We start from the raw sequence: 20,899 nt of genomic DNA, 5'->3' as shown, positions 1-20,899 counted from the left end.
GACCGGTCAGCCGCACAGGGCGATTTGCCCGCCCGGGATCAGCAGCCGGTTTCGCGCGGCGTCGTCTCCACCTCGAGGCCGAACAGCGGACGCAGGCGTGTGCCCAGAACGTTGCCCAGGAATGCCGCGACAAGCCACAGCCAACCGTGCAGGCTGCCCGAGACGATACCGCTGAAATAGGCGCCGATATTGCAGCCATACGCGAGACGCGCGCCATAGCCGAGCAGCAGGCCGCCCACGACCGCCGCGATCAGCGAGCGCACCGGAATCTTCCAGACCGGCGCGAACTTGCCGGCGATCGACGCTGCCGCGAGCGCGCCGAGAATGATGGCGATGTCCATGACCGTGGTGACGTCCTGCGCCACCGGCGCATTGAGGACATTCGCCTGCTTGGCCCAATACGGCCACGACGCCACGTCGATCCCCATCGCCATGAAGGCCTTCGCACCCCACAGCGCAAACGCCGATGTCACGCCCCACGGACGACCGGCCAACGCCAGCGTCGCGTAGTTCAGCAGCACGAGTGCCAACGCGCCCCAGAGCAAAGGCCATGGGCCGCGCAGCAGCGCGGGTGTGCCCTTGGCGCTGCGCGTCATCGGCGCACCGACGATACGGCCATGGCGACGCTTTTCCGCCCAGAGCGTGAACGTGCCGATAGCGGCAAACAACGCCAGGTTCGCCACGAGCGCGGGCCACAGGCCCCAGGCCTTCACCAGCGAGACCGGCTTGATGTGCGGCAGCGCCTCCCACCACGGCAGATGCGCCGTGGCCACCACCGAGCCGACGACAAAGGCCGCGAGCGTGACGATCATGCGCGTGCTGCCACCGCCGACCGTATATAGCGTGCCCGACGCGCAACCGCCACCGAGCTGCATGCCGATACCGAACATGAACGCACCGAACGCCACCGACACGCCCACCGGCGACACGAACCCGGCCACCTTGTTGCCGAACAGCGTGCCTTCGGCCAGCGCGGGAAAGAAGAGCACCACGCCGACGGCCAGCATGATCATCTGCGCGCGCAGGCCGGCACCGCGACGATCGGCGATAAAGACACGCCAGGCCGACGTGAAGCCGAACGCCGCGTGATACAGGGTCACGCCGAGCAACGCCCCCACGCCGGCAAGCGCGGCCTGCCTGGGTCCGACCGTGGCTTGCAAGTAGGCGATGCCCACGGCGATCAGCACGAGCGCGACAACGAGCGGGCGGGCGTTGTAGGAAGACGAGGGGGAAGGCGGGGCCGTTTTGATGGCGGCCGAGGCAGTGGAAGACGACATGACGTTCTGACTCCGGAATGCAGATGGGCGGCACGTGGCCGCCCATTGGGACAATAGCGCAGAATGCCAGAATCCGACCCCGACGAAAACGATGGTTTCGTGATTCATATATAACCGACGGAAATATGGAAAATCTTCGCAGCAAGGCCGTCATTCACTCCGAATGCCCGCCCCGCCGCTTCGCGCTCGCGCATGGACGAGCCGCAGCCAAGCAACCACGGCGGATTCCGCGCGATTTCACGATGCGAAGCGGGGGACGTTTGATAGAATGGAGACATTGGAACCCGCCTCACGCATCCGGTTTGCGCCGCACGGCACCCGCAGGTTCCCGCCCTCGGAGAATAATGATGAAAACGCGCTTTTCCCGTGCCCTGCCCCTGCTGTTCGGTGCCGGCCTACTGCTCGCCGGTCATGCGTTTGCCCAGAATGGCAAGGAAACCGCCGCGCAAGCCGCCAAACGCGAAGCCGACGCCCGTGCCGCGGCCTCCAGCAATTCGTCCGTCGATGTGAACCAGGAGCGCAAACCGGCCTTCTACGTCAACGATCAGGGCACGACCGTGACCGAGTACCGCGATCGCGGCAAGCCGACCGAAATCGACGTTCACTCACGTTTCGGGACCAACTACCAGTTGACCACGCCGCCCGACAACGCGCCGCGTTCGCGCGACAACACGTCGCAAAACGACCGCCTGCCGTCCGTCGGCCTGAAGTTCTGACGCCTCTGGTAATCTGACGCGCTTGCGCGCGCCGCGTACCGAAGTGCGGCGCGCCTGCTTTTTTTCTGCCTCGAACCCACGGCCCGCTGCCCATGCGCGGGCCGTTTGTCTGAGGCACCTCCACTCAACGCACGCATGGCCGTTTTCACTTCCGTCTCGCCCGAGCAGCTCGCACAGTGGCTGCAACGCTACGATTTGGGGAAAGTCCTGGACTTCCGGGGCATCAGTTCCGGCATCGAGAACACCAATTACTTCCTGACGACCGAGCGCGGCGAGTTCGTGCTGACGCTGTTCGAGAAGCTCACGGCCACGCAATTGCCGTTTTACCTGCAATTGATGGGGCATCTGGCGCATCACGCCGTGCCGGTGCCGGACCCCGTGCCGGATCGCGCAGGCGAGATTCTCGGCGAATTGAACGGCAAGCCGGCAACCATCGTCACCAAGCTCGCCGGACGCTCCGAACTCGCCCCCACGCCGGAACACTGCGCCCACGTTGGGGCGATGCTCGCGCGCATGCACCTCGCGGGCCGCGACTACACGCTGGAGCAGGCCAACCTGCGCAGCTTGCCGTGGTGGCGCGAGGCCGCGCCCGAAGTGCTCCCCTTCCTGAGCGACGCCGAGCGCGCATTGCTCGAGAGCGAGATGGCGCATCAGGAAGCCTTCTTCGCGTCGGACGCCTATCGCGCGATGCAGGCCGGGCCGTGCCACTGCGATCTGTTTCGCGACAATGTCCTGTTCGACACCGCGCCGGACGGCTCGCCGCGGCTGGGCGGATTCTTCGATTTTTATTTCGCCGGTTGCGACAAGTGGCTGTTCGATCTGGCCGTGACGGTCAACGACTGGTGCTGCGACCTGTCGAGCGGCGTGCTCGACGACGCCCGGGTGCATGCCATGCTGCGCGCCTACGAGACCGTGCGACCGCTCACCGACGGCGAGGCGTCGCACTGGCGCGACATGCTGCGTGCGGGCGCGCTGCGCTTCTGGCTCTCGCGCCTGTATGATTTTCATTTGCCGCGGGCCGCCGAGATGCTCAAGCCGCACGATCCCCGGCATTTCGAACGAATCCTGCGCCAACGCATCGAAGCCGTTTCCATTCCCTGGCTGTAACCCGACGCTCCACCGGAGTCATTCGAACCCTATGCAATTGCTTGAAGTCCCGCCGAAGAGTGGCTATGTGTGGCTACGCCAGGGCATCTGGCTGTTCCGCAAGAATCCGCTCGCCATTCTGACGCTGCTCTTCGCCTACCTGTTCGGCGTGATGGTGCTGTCGATCCTGCCGATCGTGGGCGCCTTCCTGCCGCTGCTGTTCATCCCCGGCCTGTCCGTCGGCTTCATGGCGGCCTGCCGCGACATCATCAAGAACAAGCCGGTGTTGCCCCCGGTATTGCTCGATGGCTTCCGCGGCCACGGCAAGGAAGTCTCGCGCCGGCTGCTCATGCTCGGCGGCTACTACATCGTGGCCATGGCCTTTGTGTTCCTGTTCTCGGCCCTGTTCGACGGCGGTGACCTGCTGGGCAAGATGCTCTTCGGCGGACGCATCAGCGAGGAATCGCTGATGAACGGTTCGATGGGCCAGGCGATGCTCGCCGCCGCCGTGGCCTACATTCCGGTCGCGATGATGTTCTGGTTCGCGCCGGTGCTCGTCGCCTGGCACGACATTCCGCCCATCAAGGCGTTGTTCTTCAGCTGGACGGCGTGCGTGCGCAATCTGCGCGCATTCATCGTCTACGGACTTTGCACGGCCGTCGTGGCGACTGCCGTTCCGCTCGTCTTTGCGCTGTTGATGGCTGCCATGGGCGTTCATCAATACGCGATGCTCGTGCTCATGCCGTATTCGATCCTGTTCACGGCCGTGCTGTATTGCTCCTTTTACGCAAGCTATCGCGGCTGTTTTGGCGTCCAGGAAATCGGCGCCATCGATCCGAACGTCGCACCGCCCGAGGCGTAAGCGTTCGAACGACCATGAAAAAAGGCACCCGTGGGTGCCTTTTTTTCATCATTCGGGCTCCGTGGGAGCCTGATGCGAGCGCCCGCCTCCCGGGCTCACTCGATCGGTTGCAACTTCGCCACAGCCAGCGCCAGCCATTTCTCGCCGTGACGGCCGAACTTCACATGCGCCCGCGCTTCGTCGCCCGTGCCCTCCAGACCGATGATCTTGCCCTCGCCGAACTTGGTGTGGAAAACGCCCTGACCCAGCTTGAAGCCGGTCTCGGAGGCACGCGACCGATCGGCCAGCGCCTTTTCCGACCGGGTGGCCGCCCACTCGTCCTGCTTCGGCGCACTCGGCCGCGCAAACCAGTCACGCCCCCAGGCCGGCTCGGCCTGCGGCAAGCGCGCGCCCGGCTGGGCACGCGGGGTGAGGAACTTGAGGACTTCCTCGGGAATTTCGTCGAAGAAGCGCGAGCGAATGTTGTATCGCGTCTGGCCGTGGAGCATGCGGCTTTGCGTGAACGACAGGTAGAGGCGCTCCTTCGCGCGTGTGATCGCCACGTACATCAGCCGGCGCTCTTCCTCGAGCCCGTCGAGTTCGAGCGCACTGTTCTCGTGCGGGAACAGCCCCTCTTCCAGGCCGGTGACGAAAACGGCCGTGAACTCCAGGCCCTTGGCCGCGTGCACGGTCATGAGCTGCACCGCGTCCTGTCCGGCTTCGGCCTGGTTGTCACCCGCTTCGAGCGACGCATGCGACAGGAATCCGGCCAGCGGTGTCATCTCGACCGGCGTGTCGGCGTCGACCACGCCGTCGGGCGACGCCAGCACGTCGGGCGCACCGGGCAACGCCGGACGCATCGCGATCAGCCGTGCCGGCGCATCGAGTCCATAGCCCTCCTCCGCAATGAACGCGGTGGCGGCGTGCACGAGCTCCTGCAGGTTCTCGATGCGATCCTGCCCTTCCTTCTCCGTCTGATAGTGCGCCACCAGCCCGCTCGCGTCGATCACATGCGTGACGACTTCGGGCAGCGTGAGGCGCTCCGTGGCGTGACGCATCTGCTCGATCAGACGCACGAACGCCGTCAGATTGGTGCCTGCCTTGCCGGTCATGTACGGCACCGCCGCGTACATCGAGCAGTTGTACAGACGCGCGGCGTCGGCCAGTTGCTCGAGCGAGCGGGCGCCGATGCCGCGCGTCGGGAAATTCACGACGCGAGCGAAGGCGGTGTCGTCGTTCGGATTCTCGATCAGACGCAGATAGGCGAGCGCGTGCTTGACTTCCTGACGCTCGAAAAAGCGCAGGCCGCCATACACCCGATAAGCGATGCCCGCGCCCACGAGCGCGTGCTCCATCACGCGAGACTGGGCGTTGCTGCGGTACAGGATGGCGATATCCTGCCGCGACAGGCCCTGGGCGACCAGCGCCTTGATTTCGTCGACGAGCCAGCTCGCTTCCTGGAGATCCGTCGGCGCCTCGTAGACGCGAATCGGCTCGCCATGCCCCGCATCGGTGCGCAGGTTCTTGCCAAGACGCCGTGCGTTGTTCGAGATCAGCGCGTTGGCCGCATCGAGGATATTGCCGTGCGAGCGGTAGTTCTGCTCGAGCTTGATCAGGTGGCGCACCCGGAATTCGCGCTCGAAGTCGGCCATATTGCCGACGTTGGCGCCACGAAACGCGTAGATGCTCTGATCGTCGTCGCCCACGGCGAAAACCGCGGCGTTCGAACCCGCGAGCATCTTGAGCCAGGCGTACTGGAGCTTGTTCGTGTCCTGGAACTCGTCGACGAGGATGTGCCGGAAGCGCGTCTGGTAATGCACCCGCAGCGGCTCGTTGTGCTTGAGCAGCTCGAAGCAGCGCAGCAGCAGCTCGGCGAAATCGACCACGCCCTCGCGCTGGCATTGCTCCTGATAGGCCGAATACAGCTCGACGAACTTCTGGTTGAAGGCATCGTTGGCCTCGACCTCGTGAGGGCGCAAGCCCTGCTCCTTGGCGTTGTTGATGAAATACTGCAGGTTCTTCGGCGGATACTTCTCGTCGTCGACGTTGGCCGCCTTCATCATCCGTTTGATGGCTGACAGCTGATCGGCCTGATCGAGGATCTGGAAGCTCTGCGGCAGTCCGGCGTCGCGGAAATGGGCGCGCAACATGCGGTTGCACAGGCCGTGGAAGGTGCCGATCCACATCGCGCGCGTGCTGATCGGCAACATGGCGCCAAGACGGGCCTGCATTTCCTTGGCGGCCTTGTTGGTGAAGGTCACCGCCAGGATGCCGGCCGGGCTCACGTGACCTTGCTGGATCAGCCAGGCGATGCGCGTGGTGAGCACGCGCGTCTTGCCGGAACCCGCCCCCGCCAGAATGAGGGCCGGCTCGTCCGGAAGGGTCACGGCGGCCAGTTGTTCGGGGTTCAGGTTGGCGAGCAGATCGGGCATGTCGGGAAGGAATTTCGAGTGAAGCCCGATTATAAATCCTGCTGCGGCGCGGAAATGGCACCGAATCTTTTATAATTCAGGGTTTCACGCATTACACGGTCCATCCAATCCATGAGCGACAGCGACAATACGCTTGCCAAGAGCTTCGAGCCGCAGGACGTCGAAGCCCACTGGGGCCCCGAATGGGAGCGCCGCGGCTATGCCCGGCCGACTTTCGACGACGCCCGTGAAGATTTCAGCATCCAGTTGCCGCCGCCGAACGTCACCGGCACGCTGCATATGGGTCACGCGTTCAACCAGACGATCATGGATGGCCTGACCCGCTATCACCGCATGAAGGGCGCGAACACCCTCTGGGTGCCGGGCACCGACCACGCGGGCATTGCCACGCAGATCGTCGTCGAACGCCAGCTCGACGCCCAAAAGGTCTCGCGCCACGACCTCGGTCGGGAAAAGTTCGTCGAGCGCGTCTGGGAGTGGAAGGAGCAATCGGGCAGCACGATCACGCGTCAGGTGCGACGCCTGGGCGCCTCCATCGACTGGAGTCGCGAGTACTTCACGATGGATGAAAAGATGTCGCGGGCGGTGCGCGACGTGTTCGTCACGCTCTACGAGCAAGGCCTGATCTACCGCGGCAAGCGTCTCGTGAACTGGGAATCGACGCTGCTCACCGCCGTGTCCGACCTGGAAGTGGTGAGCGAGGAAGAAGAAGGCTCGCTGTGGCACATCCGCTACCCGCTCGCCGACGGCTCGGGCTCGCTCACGGTCGCCACGACACGTCCGGAAACGATGCTCGGCGACACCGCGCTGATGGTGCATCCGGAAGACGAGCGCTACCGCCATCTCATTGGCAAGACGGCCAAATTGCCGCTGTCCGAGCGTGAAATCCCGATCATCGCCGACGATTACGTCGATCGCGAGTTCGGCACCGGCGTGGTCAAGGTCACGCCCGCGCACGACTTCAACGACTATGCCGTCGGTCTGCGTCACAACCTGCCGCAGATCAACATCCTCACGCTCGACGCGAAGATCAACGACAACGCACCGGAAAAGTACCGCGGCCTGGACCGTTTCGACGCGCGCAAGCAGATCGTGGCCGATCTCGACGCGCAGGGCCTGCTTGAGTCCGTCAAGCCGCACAAGCTGATGGTGCCGCGCAGCGACCGCACCGGCACGGTCATCGAGCCGATGCTCACCGATCAGTGGTTCGTGGCCATGAGCAAGCCGGCGCCGGAGGGCACGTTCCATCCGGGCAAGTCGATCACCGAGACCGCGCTCGACGTCGTGCGCAGCGGCGAAATCAAGTTCGTCCCCGAGAACTGGACCACGACGTACAACCAGTGGCTGGAGAACATCCAGGACTGGTGTATTTCCCGTCAGCTCTGGTGGGGCCACCAGATCCCGGCGTGGTACGACGACGCCGGCAACGTGTTCGTCGCCCGCAGCGAGGAAGAAGCCCTCGAGAAGGCGCGCGCCGCCGGTTCGACCGGCGCGCTCAAGCGCGACGAGGATGTGCTCGACACATGGTTCTCGTCGGCGCTGGTGCCGTTCTCGTCGCTTGGCTGGCCGCAGGAAACGCCGGAACTGAAGCACTTCCTGCCATCTTCGGTGCTGGTCACCGGGTTCGACATCATCTTCTTCTGGGTGGCGCGCATGGTCATGATGACCACGCACTTCACCGGCAAGGTGCCGTTCAAGACCGTGTACGTGCACGGTCTGGTGCGCGATGCCGAAGGTCAGAAGATGTCCAAGTCGAAGGGCAACACGCTCGATCCGATCGACATCGTCGACGGCGTGTCGCTCGACGCGCTGCTCGCCAAGCGCACCACCGGCCTCATGAATCCGAAGCAGGCAGCGAGCATCGAGAAGAAGACGCGCAAGGAATTCCCGGACGGCATCGCGCCGTTCGGTACCGATGCGCTGCGCTTCACGTTCGCGTCGATGGCCACGCTCGGCCGCAACATCAACTTCGATCTCGCGCGCTGCGAAGGCTATCGCAACTTCTGCAACAAGCTGTGGAACGCCACGCGCTTCGTGCTGATGAACTGCGAAGGCCAGGATTGCGGCCTGGCCCCTTGCGTGGGCGACTGCGGCCCCGACGGCCAGCTCGATTTCTCGCGCGCCGACCGTTGGATCGTGTCCCTGCTCCAGCGCGTGGAAGCCGACGTCGAGAAGGGCTTCGCCGACTATCGCTTCGACAACATCGCCAGCGCGATCTACAAGTTCGTGTGGGACGAGTACTGCGACTGGTACGTCGAACTGGCCAAGTGGCAGATCCAGAACGGCACGCCGGCGCAGCAACGCGCCACGCGCCGCACGCTGCTGCGCGTGCTCGAGACGGTACTGCGCCTGGCTCACCCGATCATTCCGTTCATCACCGAAGCGCTCTGGCAGAAGGTCGCGCCGCTGGCCGGCCGTTATCCGGCGGACAAGGCCGCGGGCGAAGCCAGCATCATGGTGCAGCCGTATCCGGTGGCCGACATGGGCAAGATCGACGAAGCCGACGAAGCCTGGATGCAGCAACTGAAGGCCGCGGTCGACGCGTGCCGCAATCTGCGTGGCGAGATGAACCTGTCACCCGCGCAACGCGTGCCGCTGCTCGTCGCGGGTGACGTGGACTTCCTGACGTCCATCGCGCCGTATCTGCAAACGCTGGCGAAGCTGTCCGAAGTGCAGGTGCTGGCCGACGAGGCGACGCTCGACGCGCAAGCCGCCGGCGCACCGCTGGCCGTGGTGGGCGCCAACAAGCTGGCGCTGAAGGTGGAAATCGACGTGGCAGCCGAGCGCGAGCGTCTCGGCAAGGAAGTGAAGCGTCTCGAAGGCGAGATCGCGAAATGCCACGGCAAGCTGTCCAACGAGAGCTTCGTGGCACGCGCGCCGGCAAATGTCGTGGAACTCGAGAAGCAACGATTGGTCGACTTTGAAGCCGTTCTCGGCAAATTGCAGGCGCAGCTCGCCCGCCTGCCTGCCTGAGACGCTTTGAATCCATCAGGGAGATACCAATGAAAACCGTTGTGACCAAAGCCGTGTTCCCCGTGGCGGGCCTCGGCACCCGCTTCCTCCCCGCCACCAAGGCCAGCCCGAAGGAAATGCTGCCGGTGGTGGACAAACCGCTGATTCAATACGCGGTGGAAGAAGCGGCGGCCGCCGGCATCACCGAAATGATCTTCGTCACGGGCCGCAACAAGCGCGCGATCGAAGACCACTTCGACACGGCCTTCGAACTCGAGGCGGAACTCGAGGCGAAGAACAAGCAGGCGCTGCTCGACGTGGTGCACTCGATCAAGCCCCCGCACATCGATTGCTTCTACGTGCGCCAGCCCAAGGCGCTCGGCCTGGGCCACGCCGTGCTGTGTGCGGAGAAGCTGGTGGGCGACGAACCGTTCGCGGTCATCCTCGCCGACGACCTGCTCGACGGCCAGCCGCCGGTGCTCAAGCAGATGGTCGATCTGTACAACCAGTATCACAACTCGATCATCGGCGTGGAAGAGATCCCCATCGAGCAAAGCCGCTCGTACGGGATCGTCGCAGGCAACGAGTGGGGCGAGAAGGATATCGTCAAACTCACGAACATCGTCGAGAAGCCCGCACCGGAGGACGCGCCGTCGAACCTGGGTGTGGTGGGCCGTTACGTGCTGCGTCCGCGCATCTTCGATTGCATTCGCGAGATCGATCCGGGCTCGGGCGGAGAAATCCAGCTCACCGACGCCATCCAGAAGCTCATGCAGGATGAAGTCGTGCTTGCCTATCGCTATCAGGGCAAGCGCTTCGACTGCGGCAGCAAGCTCGGTTATCTGAAGGCCACGGTGGAGTTCGCATTGCGTCACCCCGAACTCAAGGACGCTTTCCGCGACTACCTGCGCGAGGTGCACGGCGACCTCGTGTGATGCGAGGATCGCGCGGCGTGTACGCCAATGAAAAAGCCGACGGCATGTCCGTCGGCTTTTTTGTGCCCGCGGCGGGGCGATTACGGGTCTTGCGACCAGGCCGCGATCCCTCGGGAAAGCGACCGCAATGGCGAGCCGATGGGCGCGCCCGCCGGCCGTTGCGTCGTTAGCGGCGACGCATCAGGAAGTGGAATGTCTTGCCTTCTTCGCGCGACTCGATGAGTTCGTTGCCCGTCTGCTTGGCGAATGCACTGAAATCGCGCGCCGAGCCCGGGTCCGTGGCGATGATGTGCAGCACTTCGCCGCTTTGCATTTCGGCCAGTGCCTTCTTCGCACGCAGGATCGGCAGCGGGCAGTTCAGGCCGCTCGCGTCGACTTCTTTCTGGAATTCCATGCTTGTGTCCCTCGTTTCAGTCTCGTTCGAATCTTGTGTCGGGATGGCCCCGCAAACCCCCGATTCTACCGCAGTCGATGCTCGCGCCCGACGTGTCGATGTGCCCGAGGTTCATTAGCCGGCGATGGACAGCCGAGCCGATTCGACATACTCCACCGGAAGATTGCGCCGACGCAGCCACTCGGCGACCGCGTGGCCGGTGCCTGCGGGCCACGGGCGCACGCGCTCTGGCGCGACGAGGCGGAATTCGGCCAACTCCTCGGACAGGCAGATATCGCCGTCGCAAACCGCGTGATAGGCGATGATCAACTCGTTCTTACGCATGAATTCGTAGACACCGAGCAGCGAGATCGCATTGGCGTCCAGATTGGTCTCTTCCTTGATCTCCCGGCGGATACCGTCTTCCGGGGTTTCGTCGCGCTCGAGAAAACCCGTGATGAGCGCGAACATTCCTTCGGTCCAGGCGGCGTTTCGCGCCAGCAGGATCTGACCGCGATATTCGACGAGACCGGCCACCACCGGCAGCGGATTGTCCCAGTGGATGAAACCGCAAGCCGCATCGGGACAAGCGCGGCGAATACGCCCCGCGACATCGCGGGAGTCGAGCGGCGAAGCGCAGCGGGGACAGAAATGGAGTTCGTTCATGATCGTTCTTCGGCGAATCCGAATATCTTAAATGAACTCATGACGCGCTGCACATTCGGCAGATTCCGGGACCGCATCGGACCAACCCCCTAGGGGCCTCACGCGTATAATCGGCCAACGTCTTTCAATTATCGCTCTCGGTCCCGTGTCAGATTTCCCACCGAATTCCCCGTCTGCCGCAGACGGCAACGCATCGGCTCACACGTCGCCGTCCCCTTCCGACGCATCCGCGACGTCGGGCCAGTCCGGCGCGCCGACTTCGTCCGAGGCATCAGCATCATCGTCCGCCTCAAACGCTCGCTCACATGCGGCACGACTGGCACGACGCGGCGCACGGCGCTCCCAGCGACTCTGGCACAACTACGGTGTGTTCTGGCTTGGCGCGGTACTCGTGGGTCTGGTGTCCGTGGCGTACGCCAAGCTGGTGGACTTCGGTTTCGAGCTGTTCCAGCGCATGCTGTCGCATGGCTTCTGGCTGCCGCTCGTCATTACGCCGCTCGGTGCCTCTCTGGCGATCTGGCTGACGCAGAAGTTCTTCCAGGGCTCCGAAGGCAGCGGCATACCGCAGGTCATTGCCACATTGCAGGACGCACGCCTTTCCAAGACGCTGCTCTCCCTGCGCATCATGATCGGCAAGATCATCGTGTCGTTTCTTGGAATTCTGTGCGGCTTCACCATTGGGCGCGAAGGGCCGACCGTCCAGATCGGCGCGTCGTTGATGTATGCCATGCGACGCGGCTATCGCCGCAGCAGCGTGCACATCGAGCGACAACTGGCACTCGCAGGCGCTGCCGCGGGGCTGGCGGCAGCGTTCAACACACCGCTTGCCGGTGTCGTTTTCGCCATTGAAGAGTTGAGCCGCAGTTTCGTGGCACGAAGCAGCGGCACGCTGATCACGGCGATCATTTTTTCCGGCATCGTGGCACTCGGCCTGCAGGGCAATTATCTGTATTTCGGACACATCAAGGCGCTCAGCGACCTCACCTTCGCGCTGATCCCGGTGCTTATCGGCGCGAGTGTGCTGACAGGGGTGGCGGGCGGGGCATTTGGCTGGCTGATGCTGAACGTACCGCGCTGGATGCCGGCGCCGCTCGTCGGCCTGCGTCGCGCGTATCCGGTGCGGTTTGCCTTCCTGTGCGGGCTGGCGATCGCCGTCATCGGCATCGTCTCCGGCGGCACGACCTTCGGCAGCGGCTACGCCGAGGCACGCGGTCTGCTCGAATCGCACGCGGCGCTGTCGCCGTTCTACGCCCTGCTGAAGTTCGCGGCACTGAGCGTGTCGTATCTGTCTGGCATTCCCGGCGGCATCTTTGCGCCGTCGCTCGCCATTGGCGCGGGACTGGGCAACGTCATGGCGCACGTCACATCCGTGGTGCCACTACCGGCGATGGCCGCCCTGTGCATGGTCGGGTACCTCGCCGCCGTCACGCAGTCGCCGATCACGTCTTTCGTGATCGTGATGGAAATGATCGACGGCCATCAGATGGTGATCCCGCTGATGGCCGTGGCGCTGCTGTCGACCCAGGTGTCGAAGACCATTGCGCCATCGTTCTACCACACACTCGCGCACCGGTTTCTCACGCCCACGGTGCCGGCTCCGCGTCAGGCCTAGCGCCGGACGAAGCGAAAATAAGCGCACGAGCGGCGCAGCCGCTCTCGCGCGACGCGCCCCCCGCTCACCACGCCACACGCCACACGCCACACGTCACGCCGGTCGCCGACGTTACGTCGCTTACGTGAGGGCGTGCGGCGCTCAGGTCTTCGTGCTCAGTTCCCGGATATCGGCCGCCAGACGTTCGACCGTCTCCGGTCGCGTGTCCCAGGCGCACATGAAGCGGCAGCCACCTGCGCCGATGAACGTATAGAAGCGCCACCCCTTCGCGCGTAACGCTTCGATAACGTGCAGAGGCAGCTCCGCGAACACGGCATTGGCCTGCGTCTCGAACATCAGCGACACGCCGGGCAGATCGCGGATCCGCTGCGCCAGGTGTTGTGCCATCGCATTGGCATGGCGCGCATTGCGCAGCCAGGTGTCGTTTTCCAGCATGCCGAGCCATGGGGCGGAAATGAAACGCATCTTCGACGCCAGTTGCCCGGCCTGCTTCACCCGGTAGGCGAAGTCCTCGGCCAGCGACCGGTTGAAGAACACCACGGCCTCTCCCACCGGCAGACCGTTCTTGGTACCGCCGAAACACAGGACGTCGACACCGGCGCGCCAGGTCACATCCCCGGGGTGGCAGCCCAGCGTGGCCACGGCGTTGGCAAAGCGCGCGCCGTCCATGTGCACTCGCAGGTTGCGCCGCTTTGCCACGGCGGCGATCGCCTTGACCTCATCGACCGTATAGACCGTGCCGACCTCGGTGGCCTGGGTAAGGGTCACCACCCGGGGCTTCGGGAAGTGGATATCGGAGCGGCGATTGATGACGGATTCCACGGCGTCGGGCGTGAGCTTGCCGTTGTTCTCGCGTCCGCGCGCCGTGAGCAGCTTGGCGCCGTTGGAGAAAAATTCGGGGCCGCCACATTCGTCCGTCTCGACGTGTGCCAGTTCGTGACAGATCACGGAGTGATACGACTGCGAGAGCGACGCGAGGGCCAGCGAATTCGCCGCCGTACCGTTGAACACGAAGAAGACCTCGCAGTCGGTGTCGAACAGTTGCCGAATGCCGTCGCACACACGCTGTGTCCAGCGGTCGTCGCCATAGGCGACTTCATGGCCGCTGGCGTTGGCCTCGATCAGATAGTGCAGCGCCTCCGGACAGATACCCGCGTAATTGTCCGATGCGAAATGTTGTGGCGTTGCAATCGCCTCGTCGCTCGTGGCGCGATGGGCTGCGGCGTGGGCGTTCGATGCGGGCAGGACTTGCGACATGACAACCTCTTCGATACGGCGGACGGGGCGACACCCGCCCCGCCACTGACTTTGCCTGGCACCGGCAGGCGCGGAATCACTCGGGCCGCGGATCCGACCAGAGCGTGCCGCCCGTGGCCCAGTTCTCGCGCTTGACGTCGGTGATGATGATGTCCACGGATTCCGGCGAACAACCAAGGGTGGTCACGGCAGCTTCGGTCACGGCCTTCACGAAGGCGCGCTTTTGCTCGACCGTGCGCCCCTCGAACATCTCGACATGAAACGTTGGCATTGCAGTCTCTCTCCTTGTGTGATTATGGCAATCGGTGAATCGGGGACCCGACATCCCCGGCGTTGCGCGCGAGCGGCGCTCAATCGCGAAACGAGGCGTCCATTCTATCGAGTTTGCGCAGCAGTGCCGGCCATTCCAGCACGCCTTCGACGGCACCGCCGTCCTCGAGTTGAAGCGCCGTCCTGTCCTGCACAGCCACGCTCGGCAGATGCGGCGTGGCACCGCCCGTCAACGCCTGCAACTGGATCTCGCAGGCCTTGATCAACGTGGCCATCAGCACGAACGCTTCGGCCACCGTGCGCCCGGTCGTGAGCGTGCCATGGTTGCGCAGAAGCATGGCCGGGTGCGATCCGAGCGAGGCCACGAGCCGCTCGCCTTCGGCGGGCGAGAACGCCAGACCTTCGTACTCGTGATAGCCGATGCGCCCGTGAAAGCGCAGCGCGTGCTGAGAGATCGGCAACAGGCCGTGAGGCTGGATCGACACGGCAATGCCCGCGGTGTTGTGCAAATGCATGACACAGACCGCATCGGCCCGCGCGGCGTGCACGGCGCCGTGCAGCGCAAAGCCCGTCACGTTGACCGGATGTTCGCTCTCCCCGACGATCTCGCCGTTCATCGTGATCTTGACGAGGTTCGACGCCGTCACTTCGTCGAACGCGAGACCGAACGGGTTGATCAGAAAGTGGCCGGGCTCGCCGGGCACCATCGCCGAGATGTGGGTGTAGATCATGTCGTCCCAGCCGTTCAGGGCCACGAGACGATAGCAGGCCGCGAGATCGACGCGCATACGACGCTCGGCGTCGCTCATGGCCGTGGCGGCTTTTCTGCCCGCCTGCAAGGTAAAGGACATACGCGAGGCTTCCGGAGTTGTCGTGTGGAGAATCGATGGGAATTCAGAAGCAAATCAAGGCGCGAGTTCACGCGAACGCCGCCAGTCCCACACGAACCCGACGGCACCCAGCAGGAGTACACCGGTCGCGCACAGCAACGCGGCCGTGAAACTGCCGGTGGCAGCGACCAGCGGTGCGGCTACCAGTGGGCCGACGATCTGCCCGATCCCATAGGATGCCGTGACCAGCCCGATCAGGCCATTGGCGTTGTCCCCACGCAAACGACGGCATTCACGCACCGCATACACCGTAATGGCGGTAAATGGCAGGCCCACGAGCACGCTGCCCAGGGCGAAGCCCGCCACGTTCGGCAGAACGATGCCGATGCCCACGCCCACGCCTTGCATGACGTAGCAGGCCGCGAGCAGCAGGCGGTTGTCCCACGCGAGCGGCGCACGCGCGCCGATGATGGCGCCGGGAATCACCATCAGGCCGAGCAGCGGAAAGAAAAGATCGGGCCAGGGCGAACCGGGCAGCGACTGCCGCGCGATCACCGGCAGAAATGTCGCCGTGATGATGTAGCCGAACCCCGCAAAGCCGTAGAGCACGGTGACCGGAATCACGTTCTCGCCGCTGCCGTGATTGACCGCATGCGGCGTCGCGTGGCCCGAGGCGCCCTCCGACGCCTTGGCGGCAGCAGGCGCGTCGGCCACGAACGTGCGCCAGATCGCGACGAGCAGGAGCATCGCCAACCCGCCGCACAGCAGCCAGCCACCGCGCGCCGGCCAGGAGAGCTTGTCGTTCAGGCTCGCGAGCAGGCCCGTCACCACGATGCCCGCGCCGGGGCCGGCGAAGATCACGCCGCCCAGGCTGGGCATGCGCAGCTCACCGAGCTTGCGAAACCCCCAGCCGGCCGAGAACACCATCGCCCATGCGCTCATCACGCCAGCGAGCGTGCGCACCACGGCCCAGACGGCAAACGAATCCAGTAAGCCCATGGCCAACGTGAGCACGACCGTTGCGGCAAGCGCAAACCGGATGATCCATGTCGGCGTGAAGCGCAGCCACATGCACGACAGCGCGCCGATGAAGTACCCGGCGTAGTTCAGCGATGCGAGCCAGCTGCCGTGCTGGATGTCGGTGAGCTTCTCGTGAAGCATCAGCGGCAGCATCGGCGTGAACGCGAAGCGCCCGATGCCCATAGCGATGGCGAGGGCGAGCATGCACGACAGGGCGATATGCCAGGCCGCCCGTTCGGGTGAAGGCTGGCGCGGCGGGACGGACCGTTCGGAATCGGCGAGTGTGGCTGGCATGGCGTGAGTGGGGGGGGATTCTCATGCGGCGCTCCTCGTTCGGCGCGCCGGGTTTGCCGAATACTTTACATGCAAACCATCGAGCACTGCGCAGGTTCCCTTGTGCAAAAAGGGGCAATGAGCGCCCCATGAAAGCAAAACGCGCACCGAAGTGCGCGTTTTGCCTTGTGCTCCCGACGTTGCGTGACGACGCCGGGCGCGCCGATCGGACCGCCAGCGCTTACAGCTTGCCGGCCACCCAGCCCTGCACGCCGGCCAGCGCCTGCGGCAATTGCGACGGATCGGTGCCGCCGGCCTGCGCCATGTCGGGTCGGCCGCCCCCCTTGCCGCCGACTTGCTGGGCGACGAAGTTGACGAGTTCACCCGCCTTGACCTTGCTGGTGAAGTCGGCCGTCACGCCCGCGATCAGGCTGACCTTGCCGCCGTCGACCGCGGCCAGCACGACGGCCGCGCTGCCCAGCTTGTCCTTGAGCTTGTCCATCGTCTCGCGCAGCGTCTTGACGTCGGCACCTTCGAGTTGCGCGGCCAGTACCTTCAGGCCGTTGACGTCGACGGCCTTCTCGACGAGTTCGTCGCCCTGGCTCGAAGCCAGCTTCGACTTGAGCGCCGCCAGTTCCTTCTCCAGCGACTTGACCTGCTCCTGCACCTGCGCGATGCGCGGCGAGAGTTCGGCCGGCTGCGTCTTGAGCGCAGCCGCCGCCTCGTTGACCTGATCGTCGAGCTTCTGCACGAAGCGCACCGAGTTGTCGCCGGTGATCGCTTCCACGCGACGAATGCCGGCAGCCACACCGCCTTCCATCACGATCTTGAACAGACCGATGTCGCCCGTGCGGCTCACGTGCGTGCCGCCGCACAGTTCGCGCGACGAACCGATGTCGAGCACGCGCACTTCGTCGCCGTACTTCTCGCCGAAGAGCGCCATCGCGCCACCCTTGACGGCATCGTCGAACGACATAAGCGCCGCCTGCGTCGGCGCGTTGGCCAGTACCTCGGCATTCACGATGTCTTCCACGCGACGAATTTCGTCGGCGGTCATCGCGGCGTTGTGGGCGAAGTCGAAGCGGGTCTTGTCGGCATCGACGAGCGAGCCCTTTTGCTGCACGTGCGAGCCGAGCACTTCACGCAGCGCCTTGTGCATGAGGTGGGTCGCCGAGTGGTTGCGCACGGTGCGCGCACGACGCACCGCATCGACCTGTGCCGTGACGGTGTCGCCCACCTTCAGCTCGCCCGACTCCAGCGTGCCGTAGTGACCGAACACGTCTGCCTGGATCTTCTGCGTGTCCGACACGCCGAAACGCGCGCCGCCAGCAGTGATCAGCCCCTGATCGCCCACCTGACCGCCCGACTCCGCGTAGAACGGCGTGGTATCGAGCACCACGATGCCCTGCTGGCCCGCGGCGAGCTTGCCCACGCTCGTGCCGTCGACGTAAAGCGCCGTGATCCGCGCGCCTTCGAGCGCGAGCGTGTCGTAGCCCTGAAAGCGCGTCTTGTCGCCGGTGTACTCGAGGGCGGTCGCCATCTTGAACTTGCCGGCCGCGCGCGCCTGTTCGCGCTGGCGCGCCATGGCAGCGTCGAAACCGGCTTCGTCGACGGTGATGCTGCGCTCGCGGCACACGTCCGCGGTCAGGTCGAGCGGGAAGCCGTAGGTGTCGTGCAGCTTGAAGGCGAGTTCGCCGTCGAGCGTGGTCACGCCGCGCTTGGCCAGATCCGCCAGCGCACCTTCGAGAATCTCCATGCCGTTCTCGATAGTCTCGCCGAAGCGCTCCTCTTCCTGCCTGAGCACGTCGGTCACGCGTTGCTGCGCCTGCGCCAGTTCCGGATAGGCCACGCCCATCTCGGCCACCAGATCCGGCACGAGCTTGTAGAAGAACGGCGTCTTGCAGCCGAGCTTGTAGCCATGGCGGATCGCGCGCCGGATGATACGACGCAGCACGTAGCCACGACCCTCGTTGCCCGGGATCACGCCGTCGACGATCAGGAACGAGCAGGCGCGGATGTGATCGGCGATCACCTTGAGCGAATTCGCGCTCAGGTCGGTCACGCCGGTCTCACGCCCGGCAGCCTTGATCAGGTGCTGGAACAGATCGATCTCGTAGTTGCTGTGCACATGCTGGAGCACGGCCGCAATACGCTCGAGCCCCATGCCGGTATCCACGCAGGGCTTGGGCAGGGGCGTCATGTTGCCCTGCTCGTCGCGGTTGAACTGCATGAACACGAGGTTCCAGATCTCGATGTAGCGATCGCCGTCTTCTTCCGGCGATCCCGGCGGGCCGCCCCACACATCGGCACCGTGATCGTAAAAGATTTCCGAGCACGGGCCGCACGGACCGGTGTCGGCCATCTGCCAGAAGTTGTCCGAAGCGTAGCGCGCACCCTTGTTGTCGCCGATGCGGATGATGCGCTCGGTCGGCACCCCCACTTCCTTCGCCCAGATGTCGTAAGCCTCGTCGTCTTCCTTGTAGACGGTCACCCACAGCTTGTCCTTGGGCAGTTTGTAGACTTCCGTGAGCAGCTCCCACGCATATTGGATCGCTTCGCGCTTGAAGTAGTCGCCGAACGAGAAGTTGCCCAGCATTTCGAAGAACGTGTGGTGACGTGCCGTGTAGCCCACGTTCTCCAGATCGTTGTGCTTGCCGCCGGCGCGCACGCTGCGCTGGGCCGTGGTCGCGCGCTTGTACGGACGCGTCTCGAGACCGAGGAAGACGTCCTTGAACTGCACCATGCCGGAGTTCGTAAACAGCAGCGTGGGGTCGTTGGACGGCACGAGGCTCGACGAGCGCACGATGGTGTGCCCCTTCGACTCGAAGAAGTTGAGGAATTTTTCCCGAATGTCTGCGACTTTCATAGCGTGCGTGAGAGCGTGGGGACCGGGCCAGACAAGGCGTCTGGCGGGATATTTTGCAAACTTTTGATTATACGGGAAATCGGCCCGCCCACCGCGTCGCCGCGCCAACCGCAGTGCGAAACGACGCTGGTCAGCGCACCCCGCGACGCCGTAGACTCTTCGTCACAAGTTCCGCATTGCAAAACATTGTTCCGCATGTGATTTTCCTGAATTCGCATTGCGGGACCGACAACGACACGAAGGAGATAACGAACGATGGGTGCGCTGAGTCATATCCGGGTGCTCGACCTTTCGCGTGTGCTGGCCGGGCCGTGGGCCACGCAGAATCTGGCGGACCTGGGCGCCGACGTCATCAAGGTCGAACGCCCCGGCGTGGGCGACGACACGCGCAGCTGGGGCCCGCCCTACCAGCGCGACGCCGAGGGCCGCGACACCGCCGAAGCCGCCTACTACCTGGCGGCGAACCGCAACAAGCGCTCGCTCACGCTCGACATCTCGCGCCCGGAGGGCCAGGCGATCGTCAGGGCACTCGCGGCGCAAAGCGATGTCGTGGTCGAGAATTACAAGGTCGGTCAACTGGCGAAGTACGGCCTGGACTACACGTCGCTCAAGGCGGTCAAGCCCGATCTGGTGTACTGCTCGGTGACCGGTTTCGGCCAGACCGGCCCGCACGCCTCGCGCGCGGGGTACGACTTCATTATTCAGGGCATCGGCGGCTTCATGAGCGTGACCGGCGAGCGCGACGCGCTGCCCGGCGGTGGTCCGCAGAAGGCGGGCGTCGCCATTGCGGACCTGATGACGGGCATGTATGCGAGTCTCGCGATCATGGCCGCGCTCACGCACCGCGACCGCACCGGCGTGGGCCAGTACATCGACATGGCGCTGCTCGACACGCAGGTCGCCATGCTCGCCAACCTCAACACGAATTATCTGGCCAGCGGCAATGCGCCGGTGCGCTGGGGCAACGCGCATCCGAACATCGTGCCGTACCAGACGTTCCAGACCGGCGACGACGGCTGGATCATCGTCGCGGTCGGCAACGACGGACAATTCCGCAAGTTCGTGGAAGCGGGCGGCGAGCCCGCGCTGGCCGACGACGAGCGCTTCGCGACCAATCCGTCACGTGTGCGTCACCGTGAGGTGCTGGTGCCGCTGCTCGCACAGATGGTGCGCAAATTCGGCAAGGATGCGTGGATCGACAAGCTCGAGGCGCTGGGCGTGCCGTGCGGGCCCATCAACACGTTGCCGGAAGTCTTCGCGCATCCCCAGGTGAAGGCCCGCGGCATGGAGGTGGCATTGCCGCACCCGTCGGGCGGCACGGCCCGGCTCGTGGCCAGTCCGATGAAGATGAGCGAGACGCCGCCCGAGGCGCGCACCGCGCCACCCACGCTTGGGCAGCACAGCGACCACATCCTTCGCGAGCGCCTGGGCTTCGACACCGAGCGGATCGCCCGGCTGCGCGCCGACGGCGTCGTCTGACCCCGCGACGGCCT

16 protein-coding genes are annotated in these 20,899 nt (G+C 64.7%); 7 read left to right on the top strand and 9 right to left on the bottom strand.

Annotated features, from left to right (window positions below):
• Positions 1 to 38 precede the first annotated feature (38 nt).
• Positions 39 to 1,277, bottom strand: a complete 1,239-nt coding sequence (locus tag W930_RS27670; RefSeq protein ID WP_023871747.1) for a YeeE/YedE family protein — start codon at positions 1,275 to 1,277, stop codon at positions 39 to 41.
• A 347-nt stretch (positions 1,278 to 1,624) separates the two neighbouring features.
• Between W930_RS27670 and W930_RS0115505 the strand changes: the two genes are divergently transcribed.
• From W930_RS0115505 to W930_RS0115495, 3 genes are all read left to right on the top strand, one after another.
• Positions 1,625 to 1,993 (top strand): hypothetical protein, encoded by a 369-nt coding sequence (locus tag W930_RS0115505; protein ID WP_023595267.1) that lies wholly within the window; start codon positions 1,625 to 1,627, stop codon positions 1,991 to 1,993.
• Between the two features lie 135 nt (positions 1,994 to 2,128).
• A complete protein-coding gene (locus W930_RS0115500) occupies positions 2,129 to 3,100 on the top strand; it encodes a homoserine kinase (protein WP_023595266.1) in 972 nt (323 codons plus the stop codon).
• A gap of 31 nt (positions 3,101 to 3,131) precedes the next feature.
• Positions 3,132 to 3,941 (top strand): BPSS1780 family membrane protein, encoded by an 810-nt coding sequence (locus W930_RS0115495; RefSeq protein ID WP_023595265.1) that lies wholly within the window; start codon positions 3,132 to 3,134, stop codon positions 3,939 to 3,941.
• Between the two features lie 95 nt (positions 3,942 to 4,036).
• Here W930_RS0115495 and W930_RS0115490 read toward each other — a convergent pair whose 3' ends face one another.
• Entirely contained in the window at positions 4,037 to 6,352 is a 2,316-nt protein-coding gene (locus W930_RS0115490) for a UvrD-helicase domain-containing protein (protein ID WP_023595264.1), read from the bottom strand.
• A 111-nt stretch (positions 6,353 to 6,463) separates the two neighbouring features.
• Between W930_RS0115490 and W930_RS0115485 the strand changes: the two genes are divergently transcribed.
• The gene (locus W930_RS0115485; protein ID WP_023595263.1) at positions 6,464 to 9,325 is read left to right on the top strand and encodes a valine--tRNA ligase; all 2,862 of its coding nucleotides are present in this window, start codon (positions 6,464 to 6,466) and stop codon (positions 9,323 to 9,325) included.
• A gap of 29 nt (positions 9,326 to 9,354) precedes the next feature.
• Positions 9,355 to 10,239 (top strand): UTP--glucose-1-phosphate uridylyltransferase GalU, encoded by an 885-nt coding sequence (gene galU / locus W930_RS0115480; RefSeq protein WP_023595262.1) that lies wholly within the window; start codon positions 9,355 to 9,357, stop codon positions 10,237 to 10,239.
• Positions 10,240 to 10,405: 166 nt separating this feature from the next.
• On the opposite strand, the gene W930_RS0115475 is transcribed toward galU, so the two are convergent.
• A complete protein-coding gene (locus W930_RS0115475) occupies positions 10,406 to 10,633 on the bottom strand; it encodes a sulfurtransferase TusA family protein (protein WP_010806302.1) in 228 nt (75 codons plus the stop codon).
• A 114-nt stretch (positions 10,634 to 10,747) separates the two neighbouring features.
• Entirely contained in the window at positions 10,748 to 11,278 is a 531-nt protein-coding gene (locus W930_RS0115470; RefSeq protein ID WP_023595261.1) for an NUDIX domain-containing protein, read from the bottom strand.
• Between the two features lie 367 nt (positions 11,279 to 11,645).
• Here W930_RS0115470 and W930_RS27665 point away from each other — a divergent pair, with 367 nt between their 5' ends.
• Positions 11,646 to 12,890 carry a chloride channel protein gene (locus W930_RS27665; RefSeq protein ID WP_024788772.1) on the top strand — a complete coding sequence of 415 codons (1,245 nt, stop codon included), beginning with the start codon at positions 11,646 to 11,648 and terminating at the stop codon, positions 12,888 to 12,890.
• Between the two features lie 141 nt (positions 12,891 to 13,031).
• Here the strand turns inward: W930_RS27665 and W930_RS0115460 are convergent, their stop codons facing one another.
• The 5 genes from W930_RS0115460 to alaS all read right to left on the bottom strand — a co-directional run bounded on the left by W930_RS0115460 (position 13,032) and on the right by alaS (position 19,406).
• The gene (locus tag W930_RS0115460) at positions 13,032 to 14,081 is read right to left on the bottom strand and encodes a low specificity L-threonine aldolase (RefSeq protein ID WP_028731089.1); all 1,050 of its coding nucleotides are present in this window, start codon (positions 14,079 to 14,081) and stop codon (positions 13,032 to 13,034) included.
• A gap of 142 nt (positions 14,082 to 14,223) precedes the next feature.
• Positions 14,224 to 14,418, bottom strand: a complete 195-nt coding sequence (locus W930_RS0115455) for a 4-oxalocrotonate tautomerase (protein WP_023871751.1) — start codon at positions 14,416 to 14,418, stop codon at positions 14,224 to 14,226.
• A gap of 79 nt (positions 14,419 to 14,497) precedes the next feature.
• Positions 14,498 to 15,268 carry a class II aldolase/adducin family protein gene (locus W930_RS0115450; RefSeq protein WP_023871752.1) on the bottom strand — a complete coding sequence of 257 codons (771 nt, stop codon included), beginning with the start codon at positions 15,266 to 15,268 and terminating at the stop codon, positions 14,498 to 14,500.
• 54 nt (positions 15,269 to 15,322) lie between these two features.
• Entirely contained in the window at positions 15,323 to 16,561 is a 1,239-nt protein-coding gene (locus W930_RS0115445; RefSeq protein ID WP_023871753.1) for a YbfB/YjiJ family MFS transporter, read from the bottom strand.
• Positions 16,562 to 16,781: 220 nt separating this feature from the next.
• Positions 16,782 to 19,406, bottom strand: coding sequence for an alanine--tRNA ligase (gene alaS / locus W930_RS0115440; protein ID WP_023871754.1), 2,625 nt, complete (start codon positions 19,404 to 19,406; stop codon positions 16,782 to 16,784).
• Between the two features lie 255 nt (positions 19,407 to 19,661).
• On the opposite strand from alaS, the gene W930_RS0115435 reads away from it, so the two are divergent.
• On the top strand, positions 19,662 to 20,885 hold the full coding sequence (locus W930_RS0115435) for a CaiB/BaiF CoA-transferase family protein (protein WP_023871755.1): 1,224 nt from the start codon (positions 19,662 to 19,664) through the stop codon (positions 20,883 to 20,885).
• Positions 20,886 to 20,899: the final 14 nt, after the last annotated feature.

Source organism: Pandoraea sp. E26, from assembly GCF_000681415.1.
Classification (GTDB): domain Bacteria; phylum Pseudomonadota; class Gammaproteobacteria; order Burkholderiales; family Burkholderiaceae; genus Pandoraea; species Pandoraea pnomenusa.
Note: the sequence above shows the minus strand (reverse complement) of the source record. Positions and strands in the feature narration are given on the sequence as shown.

Excerpts from the sequence above, each read along its gene's own strand:
- W930_RS0115495 (WP_023595265.1), top strand. The coding sequence starts at position 3,132 with ATGCAATTGCTTGAAGTCCCGCCGAAGAGTGGCTATGTGTGGCTACGC.
- W930_RS0115435 (WP_023871755.1), top strand. The coding sequence starts at position 19,662 with ATGGGTGCGCTGAGTCATATCCGGGTGCTCGACCTTTCGCGTGTGCTG.
- W930_RS0115455 (WP_023871751.1), bottom strand. The coding sequence starts at position 14,418 with ATGCCAACGTTTCATGTCGAGATGTTCGAGGGGCGCACGGTCGAGCAA.
- alaS (WP_023871754.1), bottom strand. The coding sequence starts at position 19,406 with ATGAAAGTCGCAGACATTCGGGAAAAATTCCTCAACTTCTTCGAGTCG.
- W930_RS0115490 (WP_023595264.1), bottom strand. The coding sequence starts at position 6,352 with ATGCCCGATCTGCTCGCCAACCTGAACCCCGAACAACTGGCCGCCGTG.
- W930_RS0115500 (WP_023595266.1), top strand. The coding sequence starts at position 2,129 with ATGGCCGTTTTCACTTCCGTCTCGCCCGAGCAGCTCGCACAGTGGCTG.
- W930_RS27670 (WP_023871747.1), bottom strand. The coding sequence starts at position 1,277 with ATGTCGTCTTCCACTGCCTCGGCCGCCATCAAAACGGCCCCGCCTTCC.
- W930_RS0115445 (WP_023871753.1), bottom strand. The coding sequence starts at position 16,561 with ATGCCAGCCACACTCGCCGATTCCGAACGGTCCGTCCCGCCGCGCCAG.
- galU (WP_023595262.1), top strand. The coding sequence starts at position 9,355 with ATGAAAACCGTTGTGACCAAAGCCGTGTTCCCCGTGGCGGGCCTCGGC.
- W930_RS0115450 (WP_023871752.1), bottom strand. The coding sequence starts at position 15,268 with ATGTCCTTTACCTTGCAGGCGGGCAGAAAAGCCGCCACGGCCATGAGC.
- W930_RS0115485 (WP_023595263.1), top strand. The coding sequence starts at position 6,464 with ATGAGCGACAGCGACAATACGCTTGCCAAGAGCTTCGAGCCGCAGGAC.
- W930_RS0115470 (WP_023595261.1), bottom strand. The coding sequence starts at position 11,278 with ATGAACGAACTCCATTTCTGTCCCCGCTGCGCTTCGCCGCTCGACTCC.
- W930_RS0115475 (WP_010806302.1), bottom strand. The coding sequence starts at position 10,633 with ATGGAATTCCAGAAAGAAGTCGACGCGAGCGGCCTGAACTGCCCGCTG.
- W930_RS0115505 (WP_023595267.1), top strand. The coding sequence starts at position 1,625 with ATGAAAACGCGCTTTTCCCGTGCCCTGCCCCTGCTGTTCGGTGCCGGC.